Here is an 18,699-nt window from a genome sequence, read left to right as displayed (position 1 = left end):
GGACCCCCGGGATATTTGTCGCAAGATAAAAGGAATTGCGATGGGCAAGACCGCGCTTCTGATCATCGACATGCAAAGAGAGATGCAGGCGCGGCTTGATGCAGGCCGCGCCGCGGTGAACCGTGATGCCGGGGCGGCAATTGCGGCTTTGGTGGCGGCTTGCCGGGCGAAGGGCGTGGCCGTCGTGCATGTGCGCCATCACGACGCCGATCCGGCCTCGCCCTTGCACCCGGATGCCCCCGGCGCGCAGCCGATGCCCTGTGACGCGGCCTGGCCCGGCGAGGCGGTCTTTGTCAAATCCACCTCTTCGGCCTTTGCCTCGACCGATCTGGCGGCGCATCTGCGCGACCATGGGATCGACCGGCTGATCATCGTGGGCGCGGTGCTGGGCTTTTGCGTCACCTCGGCCGTGCGGGCGGCGGCGGACCTGGGCTTTGCGGTGATCTTGCCGCGCGATGCCTGTCTCGGCTTCGATCTGCCGGGCATGGGGCTTTCGGCCGAGGAGATCGCCCGGGTTACTTTCGGCCTGCTGGGCGCCGATTTCGCCACGCTGTCGAGCAGCCCCGAGGTGATCGCCAGCCTTTAGGTGCCGCGCGGTTTCGCCCGCGTTGTCGGGTCGGCCTCGCGCGGGTTTTCCGGCCAGGGGTGGCGCGGATAGCGGCCGCGCATCTCCTTGCGGACCTCGGCGTAAGAGCCGTCCCAGAAGCCGGGCAGGTCCATCGTCACCTGAATCGGCGTGCCGCCGGGCGACAGAAGCTCGATCCGCAACGGGTGCCGCTTCGGCCCGACGCTTGGATGGGTGGTCACCCCATACATCTCGGGCAGCTTCACCTCGATCGTCGGCACCTCGGCGCCATAGTCGATCGGCACGCGCCGCCCGAGCGGCGTTTCGAAATGCCCGGGCACGAGCCTGTCCAGCTCCGCCATCTGGCCCCAGTCAAGCTGTGCCCGCAAAGCCTCGGTCAGATCGAGAGGGCGCAGATCGGATTCGGTGCGGGCTTTCCTGAGCCAGGGCAGCAGCATGTCGCCCTCCAGAAGCGCGGCATCCGACAGGTCGGGCAGATCGACGCCATCGGCGCGCAGGATGTTCACCCGGGCGCGGAAGCGGGCGGCGCCGGGCGTCAGCACCAGACCGATCTGGCGCAGCCCGTCCAGCGCGCCGCGCGCCATCGCCTCGGGCGGGGCCTCGGGCCAGTGCCGGTCTTCGAGCACGAGCGCGCCGAAACGTTCCTGCCGACGGGCCACCACGCGGCCCTCGCGCTTGCTCCATTCGCAACGATCGACCCAGGCAATGCGGTCGCCGTAAAGGCGGCGCAGCTCGGCATCGGCGAGCGTAAGCCCCTGCCGCACCCGGGCTTCGCGCGGGTCGCCGTCCAGATCCGAGGCGACGACGAGCCGGTGCTTGCCCAGACCGTCGGTCTCGTCCACCACCGCGCCCTTGCCGCCCGAGAGCACATAGCGCGCGGCATCGCCCTTGCGGCGCAGCCCGATCCGGTCGGGGTAGGCCAGCGCCAGCCGCTCGGCCGGGGAATAGACCTCCGCGACCGGCGTGACCATCCGGGCAAGGCGCTTGGCTTCCAGACGGATGCGCTCGATCGTGCCGCGGTGCAGCTGGCCGGGGTGGTCGGTCTCAAACCGGCCCGGGTTGGCGATGGCCGAAAGGCGCAGGGTCAGATCGGCCGAGGCGCCGCGGATCGGGTCGCGTTCTTCCAAAAGCGCGGCAAGGGGCGCGGCCTCGGGCCCGGCCGTCACCAGCATATGGGCAAGGCGGGGGTGCAGCGGCAGGGCGGCCAGCGCCTTGCCATGCGGGGTGATCCGGCCGCCCTTAAGCGCGCCGAGGCTTTCGAGCAGCGCCCGCGCCTCGGCCAGAGCCGGGCCCGGCGGCGGGGTCAGAAAGGCAAGGTCCGCGCCGTCGCTGCCCCATTGCGCAAGGTCCAGCGCCAGGCCCGCCAGATCGGCCACCGCCATTTCGGGCGGCGCGAAGCCGGGCAGCGCGCCTTCCTCGCCCCTGGTCCAGAGCCGGTAACAGATGCCCTCGGCCACGCGGCCCGCCCGGCCGCGGCGTTGCTCGGCCTCGGCGCGCGAGACGCGCTCGGTCACCAGCCGCGCCATCCCCGAGGCGGGATCGAAGCGCAGCCGCCGGGCGCGGCCGGCATCGACGACAACGCGGATGTCCTGAATCGTCAGCGAGGTTTCCGCGATCGACGTGGCCAGCACCACCTTGCGACCGTTCTCGCAGGGCGCAATCGCGGCGCGTTGCGCGGCAAAATCCATCGCGCCAAAAAGCGGGCGCAGCTGCACCCCCGCGGGCAGCCGGTCGCGCAGCAGCGATTCGGTGCGACGGATCTCGGCCTCGCCGGGCAGGAAGACAAGGACGCCGCCCGCGGTTTCCGCCACGGCCTGCTCGACCAGCCCGGCCACGGCGGGTTCCAGCCGCATCCCCGCTGCGAGCGGGCGGCCGAGCCAGCGGGTTTCGACCGGAAAGGCGCGGCCCTCGGACCGCAGGATCGGCGCGTCGTCGAGCAGCGCGGCGACCGGCTCGGCATCCAGCGTCGCCGACATCACGACGAGGCTCAGATCCGGGCGCAATGCCGTGCGCGCTTCCCAGACCAGCGCGAGGCCCAGATCGGCATTCAACGAGCGTTCGTGGAATTCGTCGAAGATCACGCAGCCGATGCCGGTCAATTCCGGGTCGGACTGGATCATCCGGGTCAGGATCCCCTCGGTCACCACCTCGATCCGGGTCGCTTTCGAGAGCTTCGCCTCGCCGCGGATGCGGTAGCCGACGCGCTGCCCCACCGTCTCGCCCAGGGTTTCCGCCATCCGTTCCGCGGCGGCGCGGGCGGCCAGACGGCGCGGCTCCAGCATCAGGATGCGCCCGGGCACAAGGTCGAGCAGCGCCAGCGGAACGCGGGTGGTCTTGCCCGCGCCCGGCGGCGCCATCAGCACCGCCCGCCCGGCGCGGCGCAGGGCGTCGCACAGGTCGGGCAGCACGTCGTCAATGGGAAGCGCGGCCGTCACTGCCGGGTCAGGCGGCCTTGGCCGATGATCGTGTCGGTGGCGATGTCGACCACCCGCAGCCGCGAGCCGTCGCCGGTCGGCGCATAGGTGAGGGTGAAGGGAAAGCGGGTCTTTTCCGCCATTTCCTTTTCCTTGAACCCGGCGATGCGACGGTATTCGCCACTGCAGACGACGCCCTCGCCCTTGGCCTGCGGTGCCGACAGCGCCACCTGTGACCGCCGCACGCCGTCGAACATCGTCACGTTCAGCTGGCAGGCCTCGTCGCGGTCGACATCGCGCAGCACGGCGTAAAGCGCGGTCAGCGGATCGATCGTGCCGCTTTGCTGCGCCGGATCGACATCGGTCGGGCGCGGCACCCGCGGCGGCTCGTGGCTGACCGAGGCGGGGGTGCCGTTCTTGTAGATCATCGTGTTCTTCGCCCGGTCATCGCCGCGCTGCGATGCGACCTCGACCGCGCGCGGGGTGAAGCGGGATTTCGAAAAGCTTCCGCTCGCGGTGGCGTCGTAGCGGATCTTCTTGATCATGCCCGCAAGGCCGGTCGTCTTGACGACGCCATTGGCGGCATAGGCCCCGCCCGAGATCTTGCCGTCGATCGCCAGCTCTCCGGCCTTCAGCCCCTTGAGCACGATGTCGAAGACGATGCGGTCGCTTTGATCGGCCAGCACGGGCTGGGCCAGGGCCAGCGCAAGGCCGGTGACGAAAACGGAAAGGGTCGGGACTGCTGTCATGGGCCTGCTCTGCGGATGCCTTCGGACTGGACATACACCGCCCGTTGAGGGCATGAAACCGAAACCGTTTCACGCCGGTTGACGATTTCGTTCGATCGGCACCGTTTCGCACAGGCCCGCCATGACCTTTTCCCCTGATACTGCCGCCGATCTTGCCCCCCGCATCCTGGCCGGGGAACGCCGGGCGCTGGCCCGGGCGATCACGCTGGTGGAATCGGGCCGCGCCGATCACCGGGCGCAGGCGACGGCGCTGCTGGACCTGCTGGGCACCGGGCGGCAGGCGCTGCGGATCGGGCTTTCGGGCACGCCCGGGGTGGGCAAATCGACCTTCATCGAAAGCTTCGGGATGATGCTGGTCGGGCTTGGCCTGCGCGTCGCGGTGCTGGCGGTCGATCCGTCCTCGGCGCGCTCGGGCGGCTCGATCCTGGGCGACAAGACCCGGATGGAGCGGCTGTCGCGGGAACCGGCGGCCTTCATCCGGCCCTCGCCGTCGCAAGCGCAGCTGGGCGGCGTCGCCCGGCGCACCCGCGAGGCGGTCAGCCTGTGCGAGGCGGCGGGGTTCGACGTGGTGCTGATCGAGACGGTGGGTGTCGGGCAGTCGGAAACGCTGGTGGCCGAGATGACCGATCTGTTCATCCTGCTGATGGCGCCTGCGGGCGGCGATGAGCTGCAGGGCGTCAAGCGCGGCATCATGGAAATGGCCGACATCATTCTGGTCAACAAGGCCGATGGCGATCTGAAACCGGCGGCCTTGCGCACGATGGCGGATTACGCGGGCGCCTTGCGGCTGCTGCGGCGTCGTCCGCAGGATCCCGAGGGCTTTCCGAAGGCGGTGGCGGTCTCGGCCCTGGCCGAGGAAGGGCTGAAATCCGCCTGGGAAGACATGCAGCGGCTTGCCGAATGGCGTCGGGAACACGGGCATTTCGAGCGCCGCCGGGCCGAGCAGGCGCGGCACTGGTTCGAGACCGAAGTGCGCGAGGGGCTTCTGGCGCGGCTGGTGGCCGACCCGGTGATTCGGGCGCGGATGCAGGCTTTGGGCAGCGCCGTGGCGGGCGGAGAGACGGCGCCCGCGGTGGCGGCGGCCGAGATGCTGGCAGAGCTGCGCGGTTGAGATGAAAAAACCCCGCCAGAGGCGGGGTTTTCGGATCCGATGGATCAGCCGATTACGCAGCGGCCGATTACGCGGCGGCTTGCGCCTTGGCGATGGCTTTCTTGATTTTCAGCGCATTGGCCGAAAGTTCGTCATCCGAGGCTTTCGCAAGGAAAGCATCCAGACCACCGCGGTGATCGACGGTGCGCAGGCCGGCGGCCGAGACGCGCAGCTGGAACGATTGACCCAGCACGTCCGAGATCAGGGTGACTTCGTTCAGGTTCGGCAGAAAGCGGCGACGCGTCTTGTTGTTCGCGTGGCTGATGTTGTTGCCCGACATCGGGCCTTTGCCGGTCAGTTCGCAGACGCGCGACATGGCGTTGTTCCTTCGTTTCCTCGGGCGACGCGGCCCACTTTCAATACTGCGGGACCCGCTGCGCGCGGTGCCCGGAAATCTGTTCGCGGGGCATAAGGGCAAAGCCACCCCGCGTCAAGCGATTCATGCGGAAAGCATCTGATCCACCCAGGCCGGAACCACCTGTGTCGCCGGGCCGTGCCGGGCCTCGTCGAACATCCGCGTCCCCTGCGAGGGCTCGAGGTTCAGTTCCAGCGTCGCCACCCCGGCATGCCGGGCATCGGCGACGAATCCGGCCGCCGGATAGACATTCCCCGAGGTGCCGATCGAGACGAAAAGATCGGCCGCCCGCAGCGCCGCCCAGATCTCCTCCATCCGGTAGGGCATCTCGCCGAACCAGACGATGTCGGGCCGGGTCGCGGGCCTGCCGCAGGCGGGGCAGGCGTGGGTCTGCTGCATCTCGGCGGGGGCGGGCCAGCGGTGATCGCAGGCGGCGCAGAGCGCGCCGGTCAGCGTGCCGTGCATGTGAATCAGCTGTCGCGTCCCCGCCCGCTCGTGCAGGTCGTCGACATTCTGCGTCACCACCAGCACCTGATGCGCCCCTGCGGCTTCAAGTCGCGCCAAGGCGTGATGCGCCGCATTCGGCAGGGCTGCCGCCGCCGCCGCGCGGCGCTGGTTGTAGAACCTGTGCACCAAGGCCGGATCGCGGGCAAACCCTTCGGGCGTTGCCACATCCTCGATGCGGTGGTCTTCCCACAGACCGTCGCTGGCGCGGAAGGTGCGCAGGCCGCTTTCGGCGGAAATTCCCGCACCTGTGAGAATCACGATTCTGGCCATCGGCGTTTCCCCTTGGTAAAGCGCCCCCATGCGTATCCTGTTTCTCTGCCTTGGCAATATCTGTCGCTCCCCCGCCGCCGAGGGGGTCTTTCGCACGCTGGCCGCACAGGCCGGGGTGCCGGTCACGCTCGACAGCGCCGGAACCGGTGCCTGGCATGTCGGAGAGCCGCCCTATGGCCCGATGCAGGCGGCGGCCCATCCCCGCGGCCATGACCTGAGCGCGCTGCGGGCACGGCAGCTGAAGCCTGCGGATTTCCGCGACTTCGATCTGATTCTGGCGATGGACCGGCAGAATTACCGCGATGCGCAGGCGCTGCGGCCCGTCGATGCGACGGCGCGGCTGGAGATGTTCCTGCAAGGCGAGCGCGGCGTGTCGGAAGTGCCCGACCCCTATTATACCCGCGACTTCGACGGCTGCCTCGACATCATCGAGGCAGGCGCAAGGGCGTTGCTGGCGCGGCTTCAGCGCGCGCAGTAAGCTTCGGCGGTCTGGGCGAAGTCCTTGTAGCGCAGCCAGAAATCCTCATCCGCGGCGCGGTCGGAGACGCGGGTTTCCTGGGCCTGATCCGGGTCTTCGAAGAATTTCGCCGCCCGGCGCTGGTCCGACCGCGACAGGGTCTGGTCGGCGACCTGCTGGATGCAGCCGCACAGCGCCGGATCGGCGGTGCGTCCGGCGCGCTGACAGGCGGTGTCGATGGGGCCGGCAAAAGCCGTGGTTCCCGCAAGAACCAAGGCGGCGGAAAGAAGATATTTCATCATGCTCTGCTCTTCGGTTGCGGGTCGGGTTCACGCCCAGATCCCGTCGATTTGACGTGCCTTTTAGGGGATTCGACAAGTCGGCACAATAGTTTCGGCGGCTTTCCGCCGATCATGCGCAAATGCCGCCAGATCTGGCGGCAAGGGGCGGAGTTCCGCCGAAATCTGGGTCAGGCGATCGGGTCAGGCGATGACTTCGGCGTCGAAGCCCGCGGCCTTGAGCGCGGCGAGGACGGTTTCCTCGGGCAGACCGTTCACCTCGACCTCGCGGTCTTCGAGGCTGACAAGCGCCTTGCCGCCCACTTCGGTGATGGCGGCTTCGACGCTGGCCTTGCAATGGCCGCAGGTCATGTTGGGAACGGACAGGATCATCGGGGGCCTCCGCGCTTCATCCTGCATGATCTGGCGCGATCCGCGGGCGGCGTCAACCGCGATTGCATGTGCCGCCCGCAGCCCGGTTCAGAACATCAGCCGGCCCTCGGCCAGCAGGGCGCCGTCACAGGTGACGCGATAGGCGCGCTCGCCCGGGCGCAGCTGGCCAAGCGCATATTCCAGCACCAGCGGCTGCGCGGCTTCGGGGAATACCCCGGGGCGCTGGCGGGTGCGCAGCGACATCAGCACCCCCGAGGTGGTCAGCGCCGCCTCGCCGGTCACGGTCCAGCCCGCATCGGGCAGATGGCCCTTGAGCCGGATGAAGGAGACCAGCCCGACGCTGCGGGTGGTCAGCGAGGTGATCGTGAGCGGCCCTTTCAAAGTGGTCTGCGTGTTCATGATCCGCCTCAGCCTCCGGTCTCGACAGGTTGCGTCACGGCAGGGCAATCGGGTCTCGGCATTCTCTACTCCTCCCTTGATGAGATTGTCCGTGTGATCGTCTGCAAGGTGATTGTCCGCAAAGGCGCCGGTTTTCCGGCCCGATAACGCTACCACTCGCCCCATGGTTGCGTCAACGGAATCGCCATCGCGGTCTTGTCACCGTCATCGCCGCGGCGCCCGGGCCTGCCTGCCCGCCGCAATCCCCCTTCCCGCACCCTTGATTTGCTGCTATCTGCGCGCCCATGAAAAAGCTCGATCACATCCGGAACTTCTCCATCGTGGCGCATATCGACCACGGCAAATCCACGCTGGCTGACCGTCTGATCCAGTTGACGGGCACGGTGGCCGCGCGCGACATGAAAGAGCAGATGCTCGACAGCATGGATATCGAGCGCGAGCGCGGCATCACCATCAAGGCGAACACCGTGCGGATCGACTATCCGGCGAAGGATGGGCGGACCTACATCCTGAACCTGATCGACACCCCCGGCCACGTCGACTTCGCCTATGAGGTCAGCCGCTCGATGCGCGCCGTGGAAGGGTCTTTGCTGGTCGTCGACGCCTCGCAGGGCGTCGAGGCGCAGACGCTGGCGAACGTCTATCAGGCGATCGACGCGGGGCATGACATCGTGCCGGTGCTGAACAAGATCGACCTGCCCGCCGCCGACCCGGATGCGGTGAAGAAGAACATCGAGGATGTGATCGGCATCGACGCGTCCGAGGCGATTCCGATTTCGGCCAAGACCGGCCTTGGCATTCCCGACGTGCTGGAAGCGATCGTGCACCGCCTTCCCGCGCCGGTGGGCGACGTCGATGCGCCCTTGAAAGCCATGCTGGTGGACAGCTGGTATGACCCCTATCTGGGCGTCGTCGTGATGATCCGCGTCATGGATGGCGTCGTGCGCAAGGGCGACCAGATCAAGATGATGCAGACCGGCGCCAGCTACCGGATCGACAAGCTCGCCGTGCTGAAGCCGCAGATGGTCGATATCGCCGAGCTTGGGCCGGGCGAGATCGGCGTGCTGACCGCCTCGATCAAGCAGGTCCGCGACACCCGCGTCGGCGACACGATCACCCATGAACGCAAACCCTGCGACGCCGCCCTGCCGGGCTTCAAACCGGCGCAGCCGGTGGTGTTCTGCGGCCTTTTCCCGGTCGATGCGAACGACTTCGAGCCGCTGCGCGACGCGATCGAGAAACTGGCGCTGAACGACGCGAGCTTCACCTATGAGATGGAAACCTCGGCCGCGCTGGGGTTCGGGTTCCGCTGCGGCTTCCTCGGGCTGTTGCATCTGGAAGTGGTGCGCGACCGGCTGGAACGCGAATATGACCTGGATCTGATCACCACCGCGCCCTCGGTCGTGTTCAAGCTTTACATGAAGGACGGCGAGGTCCGCGATCTGCACAACCCCGCCGACCTGCCCGACCTGACCTATGTCGATCATATCGAGGAGCCGCGGATCAAGGCGACGATCATGGTTCCGGACGAGTATCTGGGCGACGTGCTGAAGCTGTGTCAGGACCGCCGCGGCATCCAGATGGATCTGACCTATGCGGGCTCGCGGGCGATGGTGGTCTATGACCTGCCGCTGTCGGAAGTGGTCTTCGACTTCTACGACCGGCTGAAATCGGTGACCAAGGGCTATGCGAGCTTCGACTATCAGCTGGCCGAATACCGCGAGGATTTCCTGGTCAAGATGTCGATCCTGGTGAATGACGAGCCGGTGGATGCGCTGTCGATCATGGTGCACCGCGACCGCGCCGAGGGGCGGGGCCGGGCGATGGTGGAGAAGCTGAAGGATCTGATCCCGCGGCACATGTTCAAGATCCCGATTCAGGCGGCGATCGGCGGCCGGGTGATCGCGCGCGAGACGCTGTCGGCGATGCGCAAGGACGTGACGGCGAAATGCTACGGCGGCGACGCGACGCGGAAGAAGAAGCTGCTGGAGAAGCAGAAAGCCGGGAAGAAGAAGATGCGCCAGTTCGGGAAGGTGGAGATCCCGCAATCGGCGTTCATCGCGGCGCTGAAGATGGATGAGTGAGAACCGGCGGCGGTGAAACCGCCGCGAAATCGCTCCGGTGGAGCGATTTCAGGTTCGAACGCCCGAGCACGCCTGCGAGGGCCAGCGACCCCGCCCTTCGGCGGGGTCAAATCGTTCCGGGGAATCGATCTGAGCATCGAACGCCCGAAGTGCAGGCGAAGGGCCAGCGGCCCTTATGCCACCTGTTCCGCCACCCAGGCGACATAGGCGGGATTGGCTTCGACCGTATCGGTCAGGATCATCGGGCAGTCATAGGGATGCCGCCGCGCAAGCTCCGCAACGGCCTCGGCCGCGCGCTCGGGCGTGGTCTTGAGCCAGAGCATGACCTCGGGGCTTTCCTCGGCCGCGCCGTTCCACGTGTAAAGCGAAAGACCCGGCGGCGCGATATGGGCGCAGGCGACAAGGCGGGCCTGCAGGAGCGCTGCCGCGAGGGTTTTCGCGGTGGCGGCGTCGGGGAGGGTGGTGTGGATGCGGGTGAGGGTCATCGGGCCAACGATTCATTGAAAGTTCGCTTTTGGCGAACTATATTGGTCTTGCGGGCAAGCGCCGGAACGTATCCGAGTTGCCATCTGGCGGCAGCGTCCCAAGCGGCGTGACACAGGATCCGGGGGCCCGCACTTCACCCTAACACATCGAATAAAGATCCCGCCTCGGCTTTTGCCAATGAGGCCTTTGGAATGATCGTGATGCCGGTTCCCTTGATGCCGGGCATCCTGAGGTATCGTCTGGACAGCAATGCCGCATAGCGTGGCTCTGTATCGCCATATGGGTTGCGTTCGAGCCCGGCATAGGTCGCGCTGGTGATCAGGTCCGCGATCTGAAGGCCCGCACGGTTTGCGTGGTCCTCGACCTTGATGTCTTCCGGGTTCAAGGCATCCCAACGAATGGACCTCGTTGGCGGCAGCCTTTCGCGGCCGTCGCGCATTAGGAACAGGTAGTCCCGCATCACCCCGTAGTCCGTGCCACCCCGTTTCGAGAACGTCACATGAATCTTGCAGTTCTTCCCGGCTCTTTCGCTGCGGACGGCGCAGGCCAAGGAAACGCGTTCAAGCAGGAGCCGAACCAGATAATTGTAGAGGTGGCCCTTCGATTTGTAGACCGCCAATGCCTCCGGGCTCAGGTCCGGGATCGTCGTCTTGTCGGAGCAGACCACGCATGCACCGACCGGCTTATCAGACAAGTGTCGACATGCCGCCACCTTCTGCTCGTGCTTCAGGTTCTTGAAGTGCAGATCGCGGCGGCCTTTTTGCGGGAACATCGCCATGATCTCATCGCGCCACTTTGGCAGGCGCCGATCATTTTCCTTCGAAACGATCGCGGCCCCGAGGAGCAACCATTTCGATTGCCCCCCGGAGTTTGATGAGCGGAGCTTGCCGAAGCCCTCGTCGCCCGCCTCGTCTATGTAGACGAAATACTCGTCCAAGCCCTTACCTTGTGAACTTCTTGTATTTCACCCGCTTCGGCTCGACCGCGTCCGGGCCCAGACGGCGGATCTTGTCGTTTTCGTAATCCTCGAAGTTGCCCTCGAAGAATTCCACATGGGCGTCGCCCTCGAACGACAGGATATGCGTGCAGAGCCGGTCCAGGAAGAAGCGGTCGTGCGAGATGATCACCGCGCAGCCCGCGAAATCCTCGATCGCCGCTTCCAGCGCCTGCAGGGTTTCCACGTCCAGATCGTTCGTCGGTTCGTCAAGCAGCAGCACGTTGCCGCCCGATTTCAGCAGCTTCGCCATGTGCACGCGGTTGCGTTCCCCGCCCGAGAGCTGGCCCACTTTCTTCTGCTGGTCCGCGCCCTTGAAGTTGAAGGCGCCGACATAGCTGCGGCTGGCCACCGTCGCATCGCCCAGCTGGATCAGCTCCGCCCCGCCCGAGATTTCCTCCCAGACGTTCTTCTCGGCATCAAGCGCGTCGCGCGACTGATCGACATAGGCCAGCTTCACCGTGTCGCCGACGATGATCGTGCCCTCGTCGGGCGCTTCCTGACCGATGATCATCTTGATCAGCGTCGATTTCCCGGCGCCGTTCGGACCGATCACCCCCAAGATGCCGCCCGGCGGCAGCGAGAAGCTGAGGTTCTCGATCAGGAGCTTGTCGCCCATGTGCTTCTTCAGGCCCTCGACCTCGATCACCTTGCCGCCCAGACGGGGCCCGTTCGGAATGATGATCTGCGCCTTGCCGACGCGTTCCTTGACGCCTTCCTCGGCCATCTTGTCGTAAGCCGCGATCCGGGCCTTGGATTTCGCCTGCCGGGCCTTGGCGCCGGCGCGGATCCATTCAAGCTCCTTCTCCATGACCTTCTGCTTGGCCTTGTCCTCGCGGGCTTCCTGTTCCAGCCGCTTGGCCTTCTGTTCCAGCCAGGCGGAATAGTTGCCCTCGTAGGGGATGCCGCGGCCGCGTTCGAGTTCCAGGATCCAGGAGGTGATGTCGTCGAGGAAATAGCGGTCGTGGGTGACGCAGAGGATCGTGCCCTTGTAGTCGATCAGGTGCTTTTGCAGCCAGGCGATGGTTTCGGCGTCAAGGTGGTTGGTCGGTTCGTCCAGAAGCAGCATGTCGGGCGCTTCCAGCAGCAGCTTGCACAACGCCACGCGGCGGCGCTCGCCCCCCGAAAGCGTCGCCACATTCGCGTCGTCGGGCGGGCAGCGCAGGGCTTCCAGCGCGATATCGACCTGGCTGTCGAGATCCCAGAGGTTCTCGGCGTCGATCTCGTCTTGCAGGCGGGCCATCTCGTCGGCGGTCTCGTCGGAGTAGTTCATCGCCAGATCATTGTAGCGCGCGATCTTGGCGGTCTTTTCCGCGACGCCCAGCATGACGTTTTCGCGCACCGAGAGCTGCTCGTCGAGCTGCGGTTCCTGCGAGAGATAGCCGACCTTGGCGCCCTTGGCGGCCCAGGCCTCGCCCTGAAAATCCTTGTCGATGCCCGCCATGATGCGCAAAAGCGTCGATTTCCCGGCGCCGTTGACGCCGACGACCCCGATCTTGACGCCCGGAAGGAAGTTCAGGCGGATGTTCTCGAAGCATTTCTTGCCACCGGGATAGGTCTTCGAGACGCCATCCATGTGGTAGACATATTGATAGGAAGCCATTGCGCGCACCTTGGGAAAGGGAAGTTTGTGGCTAGATAGGGGAAACGGGGCCTTTGGGGAAGGGGTGAGCCGCCACAGGCCGCCGCCACAGACCCCTGCGGGAGGGACGGATGCTGAAAGAGTTGCGCAACCTGTATCACGGGCGCTCGAAACGGGCGCATCGGTTCCGCTATGCGCTGCTGGCCTTCGATCTGGCGACGATCCTGTTTGTGATCGTGAGCTCGTTCCTGCCGATGGCGCCGTGGATTCTGGTGGCGGATGTGGCGATCGGGGCGGTGATCGTGCTGGATTTCGTCGCGCGCTTCGCGGTCGAGGAGCGCAAGGCCGCGTTTTGGCGGCGGCTGGCGACCTGGGCCGATGTGGTGGCGATGCTGTCTTTCCTGGCGCCGCTGCTGGGGGCGGAACTTGGGTTCCTGCGGGTGCTGCGGACGGTGCGGCTGCTGCATGCCTATCAGATGCTGGGGCGGTTGCGGCAGGATTTCCGGCTGTTTCGCAAGCATGAAGAGGTGATTCTGGCGGCGGTCAACCTGGCGGTCTTCCTGTTCGTGATGACCGGGCTGATCCATGCGACGCAGGCCGGGCGCAATCCGCAGATCGGCAATTATGCCGATGCGCTGTATTTCACCGTGACGACGCTGACGACGACGGGGTTCGGCGATGTGACGCTGCAGGGCACTTCGGGGCGGATGATCTCGGTGGTGGTGATGATCGTCGGCGTGACGCTGTTCCTGCGGCTGGCGCAGGTGCTGTTCCGGCCGCTGAAGGTGCGTCACAAATGCCCCAGCTGCGGACTTTTGCTGCATGACGCCGATGCGGTGCACTGCAAGCATTGCGGCGTGGTGCTGAACATCGAGGATGAGGGGCTGGTGTGACCGGGCAGGGCGATCGGAGATCGACCCGCGGCAGAACCCGGAGACGGGGTGCGCTATGGTCGGGTGCTGAAATGAAACGGAAAAGCCTCGCGCTTGCCGGTGAACGGGAAGCCCGGTTCGGCGATGTGGCTCGACCACTGCAACCCCATCGATCGCATCATATCCTTGCGTGACACGATCCCAGCGCCTGCGCACCGGCCGGTGTCGCCGCCGCGGCTGTGCCAGGGATCGCACCCGGCGCAGCACTGCCCGCGGGTCCAGTAGGTGCGGTCGCAGTGCTCCTGGTAGCGGGCCTCGAACTCCTCTCGCTCGCGATCTCGCATTGCCTCGATGGACGCGCGGCGGCGGCGCTTGATTTCTTCCGGGGGGAATTTCGAGAACATCTGCCCTCGCTCAGCGACGCGATTTGCCGCGATCCCGCCCCGCAGAACGGAACTGGGCGAAAACAGGAATGTTGAGATCTGTGTTGAGAGCGCTTCCGCCGAATCGGCCAGGTGCCTGGAGGCGGGTACCGGAATCGAACCGGTCTTCACGGATTTGCAATCCGCTGCGTAACCTCTCCGCCAACCCGCCGCCGTGAGGTGACATTCACCTACCCAATCAGCGCCCGCCGTGCAAGGGGTCTTGCGCCGACTTTGCCGCTTGTTCCGTGCACCATGGTATGCAAAACCATCCGCAGCCCGCCGCCGACCGTTGCTCCCTTGCGACTTCTGTGGCAAAACCGCGCAACGCAACGCTCAGACGGAAGAGTTCCCCCATGCAGGATTTCGCCGCCCGCCGCACCATGATGGTCGACACCCAGGTTCGCCCCAATGACGTGACGAAATTCCCGATCATCGAAGCGATGCTGGCCGTGCCCCGCGAGGCCTATGTGCCCGAGGCCCGCCGCGAGGCCGCCTATGTCGGCGAAAACCTCGACCTCGGTCAGGGCCGCTGGCTGCTCGAGCCGCGCAATTTCGCCAAGATCCTCGATGCGCTCGATGTTCAGCCGGGCGACCGGGTGCTCGATATCGGGGCGGGCATGGGCTATTCCTCCGCCGTCCTCGCGCGGATGGCACTGGCCGTCGTCGCGCTGGAGGATGGTGCGCTGGCCGCCTCGGCCGAGGCGCATCTGTCGGTGCATGACATCGACAATGTCCTCGTGGTGGAAGCGCCGCTGAGCGCGGGTGTTGCCGACGAGGGCCCCTATGACGTGATCGTGATCGAGGGCGGTGTCGAGCAGGTGCCCGCCGCGATCGAGGCGCAGCTGCGCGACGGCGGCCGGATCGCCGCGATCTTCATGCAGGGGCAGCTGGGCACGGTGCGGATCGGCCGCAAGATCGATGGTGTGGTGGCCTGGCGCGACGCGTTCAATGCTGCGGCACCGGTGCTTCCGGGTTTCACCTGCGCAAAAGAATTCGTCCTCTGATTGCCTTTGTCCCCGAATTGGGCTCCTATCGCCGGAAATGAATGTTATCGCCGTGAAACGGCGGGACAGCCGCCGGGCAGCGGTGCAGCAAGAGGATGCGAGGCATGACGCGCAGACAGTTCAAACCCCTTCTTCTGGCCACCGTCGCCGGGCTTGGCCTTCTGGCCGGGTCGCTTTCCGCCTCGGCCGAGACGCTGGCTGACGCGCTGGTCTCGGCCTACAAGGTCTCGCATCTGCTGGACCAGAACCGCGCCACGCTGCGGGCGGCCGACGAGGATGTGGCGACGGCCGTGGCGGCGCTGCGTCCGGTGGCGAAATGGGGAGCCGAGTTTTCCCGCAGCCGCTGCAACATGCCGACAAGCTGGCCCAGCACGATTTGCGACGGCCATTGGACCGATCTGTCGGCGACGATGGCGCTGACCCTGGACTGGACGCTGTTCGACTTCGGCCGCAACCGCCTGACCGTGGATATCCAGAAGGAAACCGTTCTGGCCACGCGTGCCGCGCTGCTGTCGACCGAACAGGACGTGCTGCTCTCGGCGGTCAAGGCCTATGCCGATGCCAAGGCCTCGGCCGAGCAGGTGTCGATCACCGAAAATTCGGTGCGGGTGATTTCCGAACAGCTCAAGGCGGCGCAGGATCGCTTCGACGTGGGCGAGGTGACCCGGACCGACGTGTCGCAGGCCGAGGCCTCTCTGGCCGGGGCCCGGGCCGCACTGGCGGCGGCGCAGGGCGAATACAAGGCCGCGCGGGAGGCCTACAAGGCGGTGATCGGGCATTATCCCGAACGCTTGTCGACCCTGCCGAAAGCGCCGAAGCTGCCGAAGACGACAGCCGAGGCGAATGCGACGGCGCTGCGGTTGCACCCGGTCATCAAGCAGGCCCAGCATCTGGTGTCGGCGGCCGATCTGGGCGTGGAACTGGCGCGGGCGCAGCATCTGCCGACGGTGACCGGAGAGGCCCAGTTGGCGGATCCGCAGGACACGGGCCGCAAATCCACCCTGACGCTCTCGATCGGGCAGCCGATCTATTCCGGCGGGTCGATCGCCTCGGCGCATCGCAAGGCCGTCGCCAACCGCGACAAGGCCCGGGCCGGGCTGAGCCAGTCGGGGGTGGAGGTGGCGCAGGCCGTCGCCAATGCCTTTGCCGCCATCGATGTCTACCGGGCGCAGATCAACGCCTATGACCAGCAGATTCAGGCCGCCGATCTGGCCTATCAGGGCGTGAAGGAAGAGGCGACGCTGGGCGCGCGCACGACGCTTGACGTGCTGAACTCCGAACAGGACCTGCTGGATGCAAAAGCTTCGCGGATTACGGCGGAAGCCTCGTTGCAGGTAGCATATTATCAACTTTTGTCCGCTATGGGACTCTTGACGGTAGAAAACCTCAAGCTCGGGATCCCCACCTACGACCCCGCAGCCTACTATAATGCGGTGCAGAACGCGCCTCTCAGCGATCAGGGCAAGGCTCTTGATCGTGTCTTGCGCGCCATCGGCAAGAACTGAGTTCTTGTGCACCGTGTGGCTGTGACTGGGTGTGACCCGGCTTCCCTCGGACGACGTCCACGGGAGGAGGAATTCTGCTTAATTCAAACAGCCGGACCTTGTGTCGGCCAGAGAGCAGGATTGGGAGCATGATGTCCGAACCCGAAACGAAAATCGAAATTGAAGACGTCCTGTCGTCGATCCGTCGTCTGGTCTCGCGCGATGCCGGGGCCCTGCGTCCGATGCCGGCGCCGCAGCCCGTGCCCGCCGCGGCGCCCGCTCAGGCGGTGACGCCCGCGCCGGAAATGACGCCCGCGCCGGAACCGGCCGAGGCGGAATGTCTGGTGCTGACCCCGGCGCTGAGAATCGGCGAGGTCGAGGACGGAGCTGAAACCGAAGACGGGGCCGCAGCCGAAGACGAGGTCGAAGACGGCGTCGCAGCCGAGGTTGCGGCCGAAGACGACGCCGTCGCCGCGGCGATGGCGCTTGCCGAGCGGATGGCGGAGCCCGCCCCCGAACCGGAGCCGGTCGCGGCCGAGATCCTTGAATTTGTCGCCCCTCCCGCCGTCGAGGAGCCCGCGCTTGCCGAGGAAACCGCGGCCTGGCTTGCGCCCGCCGAGGCCGATCCCGGCCCGGCGTTCGATGCGACGGCGCCGTTCCTGCTGCAACCTTCCGCGGCGGTGTCGCCCTCCGAGATCCGGCCCTTTGCCGTCGTGCCTGCCGTGCGTCCGATGACCGAAGCCGAAGTGCTGCTGGCCGAGGCCGAGGCGGCTCTGGCCGAAACCGGGGTCGTGCTGGACGATGCCTCGAGCGCGATCGATGCCGCGGGCGAGGGGGATGCGGCGCTGGCTGATGAAGCCGCCGATCCGGGGACCGAGACGACGATCGATCTGGGCGACGAGCTGTCGCGGCTGGAAAGCACGATTGCCGAGCTTGAGGCGGCGGTGGCCGAAAGCGGGTTCGACTTCGAACCGGACACCGGCCATCCCTTTGCGCTGGAGGCCGAGGCGCCCCCGGCCGAGCTTCCCGACGCGTTCGAAGCCGAGGTGCGTCAGGCGATCGAGACGCCCGCGCCCGAAGCGCTTTCGGACCCGCTGGCCGAGGACGCCGCCGCGCTGGCCGAGGAGATCGCCACCCCGGCAGAGCCCGCGACCGATCCGGTTGCGGACAGCGCCGAGGCCTGGACTGCCGATGCCGCCGAAGAGGCGGTCGAAGCGGCCGCCGAGGCGGAAATCCTTGCGCAACAGGATCATGCGGCGGAACTGCAGGCCGAGATGACCGATCCCGAGCGGCAGGCCGAGACCGGCGCCGAAGAGCCGGGGGTCGGCATGGACTGGGCCGAGGCGACGCTCAATCTGGCGCGTCGGACCCCGCCGCGGCGTCTGGCCGTCTCGGAGGCCGAGGAAACCGTGCAGACCGCCGCCACGATGCGATCGAGCTACGAAGACCTGCGCGAAGAGCTGGCGCAGGATCTCGACGAGGCCTCGGGGCTTTACGCCGAAGACCTGGTGCCTTCGTATGAGGACGGGCTGATCGACGAGGCGGTTCTGCGCGACATGGTGGCCCAGCTCGTGCGCGAAGAGCTGCGCGGCAGCCTGGGCGAGCGGATCACCCAGAATGTCCGCAAGCTGGTGCGCCGCGAGATCCAGCGCGCGCTCTTGGGGCAGGATTACGACTGATCCGAACCTTCCGGGCGTCGGGGGCGGGGCTGCGGGCCCCGCTTTCTTCCGTGCCGCCTGACGGCGCCGGAAACGACATGGCCGGAACGGCAGAGCGAAAATGAAACGGCGCGCCTCGGGCGCGCCGTTTTTTGATGTGCCGGGCAGGGCGGGGGCCGTCAGGCCGCCTCCGCCTCCTCTGCCGCGATCCGCCGTTCGCTTTCCTCGCGCGAGAGCGCCACAGAGGTCCGCACCCCTTTCGAGACGAATTCCATCAGCCCTTTGACCACACGCTCGTTCGGGTCGATCCCGGCGCAGGACAAGACCTCGCGTCCATCGCGCGAGCGCGCCCAGCGGGCGATCTGCTCGGGGCCGTTGCCGTATTTCTTGTCATCGGCAATCGCATCGTCCAGAGCCGCCAGAACCACTGCGGCAAACAGCTTGCGCGCCCTCTGACCTTGCTCATAGTTGAATGCGGAGCCGTCAACGAAATCGCGCATTATTCCGTCCTTTGTTATTGCTCTTGCGTTTGCTGGCGTGGCGGCCATCTAG

Annotated in this window: 20 protein-coding genes and 1 tRNA gene; 8 read left to right on the top strand and 13 right to left on the bottom strand. The window is 66.5% G+C overall.

Features of this window, described 5'->3' with window-relative positions; genetic code table 11:
- Positions 1-586: isochorismatase family protein (locus FBT96_RS08630; protein WP_346655935.1), on the top strand; the 586-nt coding region annotated here is incomplete at its 5' end.
- On the opposite strand, the gene hrpB is transcribed toward FBT96_RS08630, so the two are convergent.
- Both hrpB and FBT96_RS08620 read right to left on the bottom strand, forming a co-directional pair.
- Positions 583-3,021: an ATP-dependent helicase HrpB gene (gene hrpB / locus FBT96_RS08625; protein ID WP_136905899.1), complete on the bottom strand. Its 2,439-nt coding sequence runs from the start codon at positions 3,019-3,021 to the stop codon at positions 583-585. The genes FBT96_RS08630 and hrpB overlap by 4 nt on opposite strands.
- A complete protein-coding gene (locus FBT96_RS08620; RefSeq protein ID WP_136905898.1) occupies positions 3,018-3,749 on the bottom strand; it encodes a DUF3108 domain-containing protein in 732 nt (243 codons plus the stop codon). Before FBT96_RS08620 ends, hrpB begins: the two co-directional genes overlap by 4 nt.
- Before the next feature lie 121 nt (positions 3,750-3,870).
- Here FBT96_RS08620 and meaB point away from each other — a divergent pair, with 121 nt between their 5' ends.
- Positions 3,871-4,860 (top strand): methylmalonyl Co-A mutase-associated GTPase MeaB, encoded by a 990-nt coding sequence (gene meaB / locus FBT96_RS08615; protein WP_136905897.1) that lies wholly within the window; start codon positions 3,871-3,873, stop codon positions 4,858-4,860.
- 67 nt (positions 4,861-4,927) lie between these two features.
- Here meaB and rpmB read toward each other — a convergent pair whose 3' ends face one another.
- Positions 4,928-5,215 (bottom strand): 50S ribosomal protein L28, encoded by a 288-nt coding sequence (gene rpmB, locus FBT96_RS08610; RefSeq protein ID WP_013068826.1) that lies wholly within the window; start codon positions 5,213-5,215, stop codon positions 4,928-4,930.
- Positions 5,216-5,338: 123 nt separating this feature from the next.
- Positions 5,339-6,031: an NAD-dependent deacylase gene (locus tag FBT96_RS08605; RefSeq protein WP_136905896.1), complete on the bottom strand. Its 693-nt coding sequence runs from the start codon at positions 6,029-6,031 to the stop codon at positions 5,339-5,341.
- 28 nt (positions 6,032-6,059) lie between these two features.
- Here FBT96_RS08605 and FBT96_RS08600 point away from each other — a divergent pair, with 28 nt between their 5' ends.
- Entirely contained in the window at positions 6,060-6,509 is a 450-nt protein-coding gene (locus tag FBT96_RS08600; protein ID WP_136905895.1) for a low molecular weight protein-tyrosine-phosphatase, read from the top strand.
- Here FBT96_RS08600 and FBT96_RS08595 read toward each other — a convergent pair.
- The 3 genes from FBT96_RS08595 to FBT96_RS08585 form a co-directional block, all read right to left on the bottom strand.
- The gene (locus FBT96_RS08595; RefSeq protein WP_136905894.1) at positions 6,494-6,790 is read right to left on the bottom strand and encodes a hypothetical protein; all 297 of its coding nucleotides are present in this window, start codon (positions 6,788-6,790) and stop codon (positions 6,494-6,496) included. The two genes, FBT96_RS08600 and FBT96_RS08595, sit on opposite strands and share 16 nt — an antisense overlap.
- Positions 6,791-6,970: 180 nt before the next feature.
- Positions 6,971-7,159, bottom strand: coding sequence for a copper chaperone CopZ (copZ, locus tag FBT96_RS08590; RefSeq protein ID WP_169583322.1), 189 nt, complete (start codon positions 7,157-7,159; stop codon positions 6,971-6,973).
- 87 nt (positions 7,160-7,246) lie between these two features.
- On the bottom strand, positions 7,247-7,558 hold the full coding sequence (locus tag FBT96_RS08585; RefSeq protein ID WP_136905892.1) for a hypothetical protein: 312 nt from the start codon (positions 7,556-7,558) through the stop codon (positions 7,247-7,249).
- A gap of 284 nt (positions 7,559-7,842) precedes the next feature.
- Between FBT96_RS08585 and lepA the strand changes: the two genes are divergently transcribed.
- Positions 7,843-9,642, top strand: coding sequence for a translation elongation factor 4 (gene lepA / locus FBT96_RS08580; RefSeq protein WP_136905891.1), 1,800 nt, complete (start codon positions 7,843-7,845; stop codon positions 9,640-9,642).
- A gap of 173 nt (positions 9,643-9,815) precedes the next feature.
- Here the strand turns inward: lepA and cutA are convergent, their stop codons facing one another.
- From cutA to ettA, 3 genes are all read right to left on the bottom strand, one after another.
- Positions 9,816-10,127, bottom strand: coding sequence for a divalent-cation tolerance protein CutA (gene cutA, locus FBT96_RS08575; RefSeq protein ID WP_136905890.1), 312 nt, complete (start codon positions 10,125-10,127; stop codon positions 9,816-9,818).
- Between the two features lie 134 nt (positions 10,128-10,261).
- Positions 10,262-11,065, bottom strand: a complete 804-nt coding sequence (locus FBT96_RS08570; RefSeq protein WP_136905889.1) for a DUF3800 domain-containing protein — start codon at positions 11,063-11,065, stop codon at positions 10,262-10,264.
- 4 nt (positions 11,066-11,069) lie between these two features.
- Positions 11,070-12,725, bottom strand: coding sequence for an energy-dependent translational throttle protein EttA (gene ettA / locus FBT96_RS08565; RefSeq protein ID WP_136905888.1), 1,656 nt, complete (start codon positions 12,723-12,725; stop codon positions 11,070-11,072).
- Between the two features lie 110 nt (positions 12,726-12,835).
- Between ettA and FBT96_RS08560 the strand changes: the two genes are divergently transcribed.
- Positions 12,836-13,597 carry an ion channel gene (locus tag FBT96_RS08560; RefSeq protein ID WP_136905887.1) on the top strand — a complete coding sequence of 254 codons (762 nt, stop codon included), beginning with the start codon at positions 12,836-12,838 and terminating at the stop codon, positions 13,595-13,597.
- 53 nt (positions 13,598-13,650) lie between these two features.
- On the opposite strand, the gene FBT96_RS08555 is transcribed toward FBT96_RS08560, so the two are convergent.
- Complete coding sequence (locus FBT96_RS08555) at positions 13,651-14,130, bottom strand: hypothetical protein (protein WP_136905886.1); 480 nt, start codon at positions 14,128-14,130, stop codon at positions 13,651-13,653.
- A tRNA-Cys gene (locus tag FBT96_RS08550) sits at positions 14,097-14,170 on the bottom strand. The genes FBT96_RS08555 and FBT96_RS08550 overlap by 34 nt, the downstream gene beginning before the upstream one ends.
- Positions 14,171-14,354: 184 nt before the next feature.
- Here FBT96_RS08550 and FBT96_RS08545 point away from each other — a divergent pair.
- The 3 genes from FBT96_RS08545 to FBT96_RS08535 all read left to right on the top strand — a co-directional run bounded on the left by FBT96_RS08545 (position 14,355) and on the right by FBT96_RS08535 (position 18,168).
- Complete coding sequence (locus FBT96_RS08545; RefSeq protein WP_136905885.1) at positions 14,355-15,005, top strand: protein-L-isoaspartate O-methyltransferase family protein; 651 nt, start codon at positions 14,355-14,357, stop codon at positions 15,003-15,005.
- A 104-nt stretch (positions 15,006-15,109) separates the two neighbouring features.
- On the top strand, positions 15,110-16,510 hold the full coding sequence (locus FBT96_RS08540) for a TolC family outer membrane protein (protein WP_136905884.1): 1,401 nt from the start codon (positions 15,110-15,112) through the stop codon (positions 16,508-16,510).
- 128 nt (positions 16,511-16,638) lie between these two features.
- Positions 16,639-18,168 carry a hypothetical protein gene (locus FBT96_RS08535; RefSeq protein ID WP_136905883.1) on the top strand — a complete coding sequence of 510 codons (1,530 nt, stop codon included), beginning with the start codon at positions 16,639-16,641 and terminating at the stop codon, positions 18,166-18,168.
- Between the two features lie 158 nt (positions 18,169-18,326).
- On the opposite strand, the gene FBT96_RS08530 is transcribed toward FBT96_RS08535, so the two are convergent.
- Entirely contained in the window at positions 18,327-18,647 is a 321-nt protein-coding gene (locus tag FBT96_RS08530; RefSeq protein ID WP_013068809.1) for a DUF6280 family protein, read from the bottom strand.
- Between the last annotated feature and the right edge of the window lie 52 nt (positions 18,648-18,699).

It is taken from the genome of Rhodobacter capsulatus (assembly GCF_005144475.1).
Taxonomy (GTDB): domain Bacteria; phylum Pseudomonadota; class Alphaproteobacteria; order Rhodobacterales; family Rhodobacteraceae; genus Rhodobacter; species Rhodobacter capsulatus_C.
The sequence above is the reverse complement of the archived record's forward strand: the minus strand, read 5'-3'. Positions and strand labels throughout refer to the sequence as shown.